Below are 6,416 nucleotides of genomic sequence, written 5' to 3' on the forward strand. Positions count from 1 at the left end.
GACTACTCGGAGAGAACATCCTCGATATCTTCCCAGAGCACCTCCGGCGACGACGGCGCAACAGCCGCCCAGAATTCGCCATCCTTATCCGCCAGCAAGGGCACCTCGTCGGGGTACAGCTCGGTGAATTCAATGCCGGCCAGCACCTCGCAGACCTCCTCGCTGGTGGCGAGCAATCGCCAGCTCTCGCCCGACAGACTCGGGTACGACACCGCATCGACGACCCGCACAGCGAGCCCGACCCACGCCTCGTCCGCAACGTCCGCCCAGAATGCTCCCGTCGCCTCGTCGACCTCGGCATCGATCACCTCGGCGATCTCGCGAGCAACCCTCGGCACCTGCAGGAGGATCTGTGGGACGTCACCCCGTTCCAGGGCAGTGAAGATCACCTCGGGCACCGCCGTCGGCACAATCCCCTCGCCCGACGGCTCTCCCAAGGCGCTGAGCTCGAGGAACATCTCCCTCAGCTGCGCAACATCAATCGCCCACACCGACAGCATGTCTTCCTCGCCGCCGTACATACCCCCATCATCGCAGCGCAACACCGCGACGGAGCGCGGGCCAACGAAGAAGGTGGATCGCCGGCACCCAGCCGGAGCGACGACCCAGGCGGTCAGCACCTTCGTCGCCTGCGAGAACGCCTGAAGGAGAGCAGCGAGGTGCGGAACGGGAGTATCACCAACGACGAGGCCCTGGCTGCGCAGCAGCTCAACGAACGGATGCTCGGGGTCAGTCAGGAGTCCGTCGGCGTATGAGCGCAGCGCCTCGCACTCGAGCCCGCTCATATCGAAGACGACGCCGTCCTCCGTCTCGTAGGCATTGATCATGATTCCTCCTGTGCTCTCAGGTCGTCGCCGCGCACGGCTTTGAAACGAGGACAACGCTACGACATGCGCACCGACCGTGCCCGCGGACGACGGCGACCGCAGCGCGTGCGGGAGGCTACACTGGGAACGACTAGGAGGATTCACCGATGAACACCCCGCTTCCCGCAGGCCACGCCCCGGCCTCGTCCCCGATTCCGACCTTGATGCTCCCGACGGGATCACCCATCCCCGTGCTCGGTTTCGGCACCTACAAGGTCGCGCCCGAGGATACGTACGACGCGGTGAGCCGCGCCCTCGAGGTCGGGTACCGTCATATCGACACCGCTCAGATGTACGGCAACGAGGCCGAGGTCGGGGCGGCGCTCGAGGCATCGGGCATCGCGCGTGAGGACCTGTTCGTCACGACGAAGGTCGACAACTCCAACCACGAGCCCGATCGGGCAGCCACATCCATCCGACGCTCCCTCGAGGACCTGCGCACCGACTACGTGGACCTCCTCCTCGTGCACTGGCCACTGCCCACGCTCTACGGGGGCGACGTCGCCCTGCCCTGGCCCGCCCTCGAGGACGCCTTCAACGCAGGCGGCGCACGCGCGATCGGCCTGTCGAACTACGAGCGCGAGCACGTCGAGGCCGTCCGCGCGGTCGCGACGGTCGCCCCGCACGTCCTCCAAGTTGAATCCCACCCCTTCTTCCCCAACGCCAACCTGCGCGCCTACGCACAGGGGCTCGGCATGGTCTTCGAGGCATGGTCCCCCTTGGCGCGCGGACGCGCGGTCACCGACCGGGTGCTCGTCGAAATCGGCGCCGAGCTCGGCGTGGGCCCGACGCAGGTCGCGCTACGTTGGGCGCTGGATCGGGGCCACGTCGTCTTCCCCAAGACCCTGAGCCGCGAACGAATGGCCGCCAACTTCGACGTGTTCTCCTTCTCGCTGGATCCCGAACAGACCGCGCGCATCGACGCTCTCGACGCGGGCGAGTCCGGTCGCATGGGATCGCATCCGGCCACCATGGACCGACTCTGAGGACGGGTACGATACAGGTATGGCTTCCAAGCTCACGCGCGCCGACCGCGCCATCGTTCGACTGGCCGATGGCACCGTCAAACAGCAGAACCTCCTCACGGGTACAGAGGTGTGGACCGTTCCGGGCCGCGGCAACCGGCCTCTGACCGCGCCGCACACGGACCACAACCCGATCAACCACGAGGCTGACGGGCACCACTGCGCGTTCTGTTCCGGCCGTTACCTCGAGACCCCGCCCGAAAAGTCGCGCCTAGTGCGCCACGAGGACGGGTCCTGGGAGCAGCTGGACGCCCTCGGCGCCGATCAGCTCGGCGAAACGGTCGCCGAATTCCGACGCATTCCTAACCTGTTCGAGATCGTCTCCTACAACTACTGGCATCTCAACCACGGGCACGTCCCCTCCGAGGACGACCGTCGCCGCATGGCCCACTACCTGGCCTCGGACGCGGGCTACGAGCACGTCATGAACGTCGTTCGCTCGCGCATGTTGGCCTCGGGCATGAGCGAAGGCGAGTTCGCAGCCACCAGCGAGACCGCGCGCCTGCAGGCCGCCAACGGCTTTTTCTCCGGCGGGCACGACCTGATCATCGGCAAGCGCCACTTCGTCGACGGCGCCACCGAGGCCCACCAGCTGGCCGGGTCCGGCACCCTCACCCCCGAGGAACACGAGCAGTACACCGCCTACACGGCCCGCTCGATGCGCGACCTGTACGACCTGGATCCCGCGGTCCGCTACGTAGCGACATTCCAGAACTGGCTGCGCCCCGCGGGCGCGTCCTTCGACCACCTGCACAAGCAGCTCGTCGCGATCGACGACATGTCCGTGCAGACCGAGGCTGAGCTGGAGCGCCTGCGCGCCCAGCCCGACATCTACGACCAGATCTTCACGGTCGCGGCCACGCGCAAGCTCCTCATCGCCCAGAACGAGCACGCCGTCGCCTTGGCTGGCTTCGGGCATCGCTTCCCCGGCATCGCAATCTGGCCCCTGGGCGAGCCGAAAAACCCGTGGGAGGTCAGCCCCGAGGCCATGCGGGGGATCTCCGACATCCTGCACGCCGCGCACGCTGCGACGGGCGTGGAGGTGCCCGCCAACGAGGAGTGGTACCACCGCCCGCCCACCGTGTCCACACCCATGCGCTGGCGCATCCTGCTCAAGTGGCGCATCTCGACGCTCGCAGGTTTCGAGGGTGGCACGCGCATCTACCTCAACACGATCGACCCGTGGAAGGTCGTCGAGCGCACCGTGCCGCGCCTCCTCGAGCTGCGCGAAGCGGGCCTCATCGCCCCCATGCGCATCGGAGAGGAATGCAAAGTCAGCCCCGCAATGCTGCGAGGCTGACTCCACAGGAATGCGTCCGGCGGGGATTACTCCGCGTCGTCGCTCGAATCCTCATATCCCGTGTCGGTCGCAGGGTTATCCGCGGGAGCCGGCTCCGGTTCGACGTCCTGCGTGCCCGGATCCGTCACCGGATCGGGAGTACTCGGCGTGGCCGGCGCCGGGGAGGCCAGCGCCGAGGTCCACGTGGCCAGCCACGCGCTCATCGCGTCGAGGGAACCGACGGTCTCGTCGGCGACGATCGGATCGCCGGTGATGCCCATCAGCCAGCCGGCCTCCGTGTCGGCGGCGAGCACACCATCGATCGGGTAGACGGCGCCCGTCGTGGCCAAGGAGCGCTGCGCGGTCTCACCCTGCAGCCAGGCAATCAGGGACTCTGCGCCGTCCGACGCGGGCGAGGACGTGGGGGCCGCGTACATGATGCGGGCGATGCACGTCGAGGAGATCGCGGTGCCGTAGGAATCAGCTCCCGTATTCGTCGCCGCAGCGGCCGCCAGCGAACGCGGGGCAACGATCAGCGGATACGCGCCGGAAGAACCCGCAGAGGCTCCCACGACCTCGGACAGGTACCCCTCGGACACGTGCGCGCCGGCCGTCCACGCAGCGATGGTGCCACCCAGGGAGGAATCCACACGCGGGTTGAGGGACTGCGCGAAAGAACCCAACCCCTCGCCCGTCTGCGCGGCTGCCTCCTGCACGAAGGCGCGGCCCACCGACGAAGAGGCCGGGTCCGGGACCGTCAGCAGCGCGCGGATACGGGGAGAAGTCAGATCGCCGAACGAGGTCGGCAGCGGGCGGCCATTCGCACTCATCCACGACTTGTCGGCGATGACGCACACGTCGTCGCGCCCGTAGGCGATCGCCGCAGCGGCACCATCCACGACCGTGCCGGCAAGCGTCGCAGTATCCTGAGGCGCCGACGCAGCGATCGTGCCCGCCGCGCTCGCCTGCAGGGCATCCGCGCCGTCCAGGCCGAGCACCACGTCCGCGCCCGCCTTCGACAGCGCATCCACGCCATCCACCGGCACCACTGCAACCGTAAAGCCCGTCGCCTTCGTGAACTCCTGCGCGGTCTCCATCGGCAGCTGCGCGCCGCCCACCAGGGCGACGGTCACCGTGCCCGAACCGCTACGAGGAGTCGGAGCGTCGATCGTCCCATGCCCCGCCGTGCTCGACGAGGCGCGCGCACTCTGGCCCGGAACGATCGGCGACGCAAACGGATCCCGAGGCGCACTCGAGGACACGGACGGCGTACAAGCCGCCACCGTCGTCGCCGCAACAAGGAGGGCAGACAACGCAAAAACAGAGCGGGCGCGAGCCATAAGGAATCCTTCAGACGGGAACACTACCGTTCAAGCATAAGACAGGGCGCCTGTGGGCCTCGCGCAAGAGCGCCGCGTGGGGCATCATGGAAGCGTGCGCACGCGCACAGGGACAACCAACCCCCACGCCAGGAGGCAACCATGGACTCAGCCACCATCGAAAAGCTCGCCACAACCGCCGTCATCGCCGGAGCGGCCTTCGCCGCCTCCAAGGTCTTCGAAGCCGGCTGGAAGGTCGCCACCGGACGCCCCATCCCCGCCGAAGACTCCGACGACGTCACCATCGCCTCGCTGGTCCTCTTCGCAGCCACCTCCGCGGCCATCGCGGCCGTCGCCCAGCGCTATGCGTACAAGGGCTCGCAGAAGTGGCTTGCCCCTAAGCTCGAGGCTCGCTTCGGCGTGCCCCAGCTGGAGGCCTGAGCGCCGCAGACCGGCGCCCCTCCCCTACGATCACACGAGCGGCAGGAGGGGCCCCAGGTCCGTACGCTCCCCCGACGCGCTGACGCGGGAGGCGGCCACGGCCTCGTCCCACGTGAGAAGCCCGCACGCGAGCGACAGCCACGTGCGCGCGTCGGTCTCCACGACGGCGGGCGGCGTACCGCGCCGATGCGTCGTCCCCGGCAGGATCTGCACGGCGCCGGCGGGAGGCACACGCACCTCGACCGAACGGCCCGGATGCGAGATGCCGAGCTCCTCGAGGGTGAAGCGCACCGCCGTCAACACAACCGCGCGCGCAGGCTCCTCGCCGCGCTCCACGGCATCGCGCCACGAACGCAGCGCCACCATCCCCTCACCGGGGTCAATCCGTCGTTTCGCCATACCCCGATTCTACGCGGCGCTGCCACCCCGCCCTCGGGCGTGCATTCCGACCGTCTTGTCAGGCACAATGGATACATCACTTCCGACGAGAGGCCACCCGTGACCGACATAGCTTCCCTGATTACGCTACGTTCGATCCTCGACATCGAGATCGCACGCAGCTACCAGTGGGACGCGGCCACCATCATTAAAGTCTCCGGTGTCGACCGAGCCGGCGACCTCACGACCCGCATCGTCGAATATCCCGGAGCCCTCGCAGACATCGCCTCCGAAGGCTTCTCCCCCCACTCCGCCGCAGGACACGCGCTCTCCCACGAACTCCACGACGCCATCCAACGCCGCGTCCGCCTGTGGATCGCTGAAATCCCCACCGAACAGCTTGCCCGCCTGCGCGAAGCCCTCGGCGACGACCTCGTCCACGAGGCCGGCCAGCCACGCGACGGCTACACCCCCATCGCCCTGTCCCCCCTCGAGCTGCTGGAGCACTGGGCGGCCGGCACCGACGAGCAACGCGAATTCATGCGCGTCGCCATGGCCGGACTCGACACGCTCACGACCTCGTCACACGCCACCCACGCCTCGCGCGCCGTCGGCGCCTCCATCATCGAACGCTCAGCGTTCCTCCGGCTGTGCCGCAACCCCAAATTCATCGCCTACGTCGTCGTGCTCGTTTACTCGATGGCGCGAGCCCTGCCCGTCATGTACGTCCCCGACTTCCGGGGCGACTGGCGCGTCCTGTGGGCCATCGACATGATCACCGCCATCCCCTACACGTGGGGCCTCATCGAAATGGTCGCCGGGCAAAAGCTCTGGCACCGCGTCGTCGGCGCCATCACCGCCTCCGTGACCTTCCTGGCCCCCTACGTGTACTTCCTCATGTACGGGCGCGACGCTCCCCCCGGCGTATGGACCGCCATCGCGCTGATCTTCTTCGGCGGCATCTTCCTCGAAGTCTTCCGCTACCAGCGCGACCGCGCCGTCAAGAAGGGCCTGGCAGAGAAGCTGTAGGCACGCCGTTACAGCGGAGGCCGCTGGTGTTCCGGGCGCTGTCACGCCCGACCGCCTGCTGGGCCGGGCTGCTCGGTGT

At 68.1% G+C, this 6,416-nt stretch carries 7 protein-coding genes; 4 read left to right on the plus strand and 3 right to left on the minus strand.

The window, feature by feature from the left end; all coding sequences use genetic code 11:
• Nucleotides 1-2: 2 nt before the first annotated feature.
• Nucleotides 3-827 carry a hypothetical protein gene (locus JJJ16_RS07265; protein WP_219751916.1) on the minus strand — a complete coding sequence of 275 codons (825 nt, stop codon included), beginning with the start codon at nt 825-827 and terminating at the stop codon, nt 3-5.
• Nucleotides 828-973: 146 nt separating this feature from the next.
• On the opposite strand from JJJ16_RS07265, the gene JJJ16_RS07270 reads away from it, so the two are divergent.
• Nucleotides 974-1,852 (plus strand): aldo/keto reductase, encoded by an 879-nt coding sequence (locus JJJ16_RS07270; protein WP_219751917.1) that lies wholly within the window; start codon nt 974-976, stop codon nt 1,850-1,852.
• 19 nt (nt 1,853-1,871) lie between these two features.
• Nucleotides 1,872-3,191 carry a DUF4921 family protein gene (locus JJJ16_RS07275; RefSeq protein WP_219751918.1) on the plus strand — a complete coding sequence of 440 codons (1,320 nt, stop codon included), beginning with the start codon at nt 1,872-1,874 and terminating at the stop codon, nt 3,189-3,191.
• A 26-nt stretch (nt 3,192-3,217) separates the two neighbouring features.
• Here JJJ16_RS07275 and JJJ16_RS07280 read toward each other — a convergent pair whose 3' ends face one another.
• Nucleotides 3,218-4,510 carry a hypothetical protein gene (locus JJJ16_RS07280; protein ID WP_219751919.1) on the minus strand — a complete coding sequence of 431 codons (1,293 nt, stop codon included), beginning with the start codon at nt 4,508-4,510 and terminating at the stop codon, nt 3,218-3,220.
• A gap of 141 nt (nt 4,511-4,651) precedes the next feature.
• Between JJJ16_RS07280 and JJJ16_RS07285 the strand changes: the two genes are divergently transcribed.
• Complete coding sequence (locus JJJ16_RS07285) at nt 4,652-4,930, plus strand: DUF4235 domain-containing protein (protein WP_003790859.1); 279 nt, start codon at nt 4,652-4,654, stop codon at nt 4,928-4,930.
• A 30-nt stretch (nt 4,931-4,960) separates the two neighbouring features.
• Here the strand turns inward: JJJ16_RS07285 and JJJ16_RS07290 are convergent, their stop codons facing one another.
• Nucleotides 4,961-5,329: a sterol carrier family protein gene (locus JJJ16_RS07290; protein WP_219751920.1), complete on the minus strand. Its 369-nt coding sequence runs from the start codon at nt 5,327-5,329 to the stop codon at nt 4,961-4,963.
• Between the two features lie 99 nt (nt 5,330-5,428).
• On the opposite strand from JJJ16_RS07290, the gene JJJ16_RS07295 reads away from it, so the two are divergent.
• The gene (locus JJJ16_RS07295; RefSeq protein ID WP_219751921.1) at nt 5,429-6,337 is read left to right on the plus strand and encodes a cytochrome C oxidase subunit IV; all 909 of its coding nucleotides are present in this window, start codon (nt 5,429-5,431) and stop codon (nt 6,335-6,337) included.
• Nucleotides 6,338-6,416 lie beyond the last annotated feature (79 nt).

Source organism: Schaalia sp. ORNL0103 (assembly GCF_019429565.1).
In the GTDB taxonomy this organism is placed as follows: Bacteria; Actinomycetota; Actinomycetes; order Actinomycetales; family Actinomycetaceae; genus Pauljensenia.

Coding starts and splice junctions, on each gene's coding strand:
- JJJ16_RS07265 (WP_219751916.1), bottom strand. CDS start 827: ATGATCAATGCCTACGAGACGGAGGACGGCGTCGTCTTCGATATGAGC.
- JJJ16_RS07270 (WP_219751917.1), top strand. CDS start 974: ATGAACACCCCGCTTCCCGCAGGCCACGCCCCGGCCTCGTCCCCGATT.
- JJJ16_RS07275 (WP_219751918.1), top strand. CDS start 1,872: ATGGCTTCCAAGCTCACGCGCGCCGACCGCGCCATCGTTCGACTGGCC.
- JJJ16_RS07280 (WP_219751919.1), bottom strand. CDS start 4,510: ATGGCTCGCGCCCGCTCTGTTTTTGCGTTGTCTGCCCTCCTTGTTGCG.
- JJJ16_RS07285 (WP_003790859.1), top strand. CDS start 4,652: ATGGACTCAGCCACCATCGAAAAGCTCGCCACAACCGCCGTCATCGCC.
- JJJ16_RS07290 (WP_219751920.1), bottom strand. CDS start 5,329: ATGGCGAAACGACGGATTGACCCCGGTGAGGGGATGGTGGCGCTGCGT.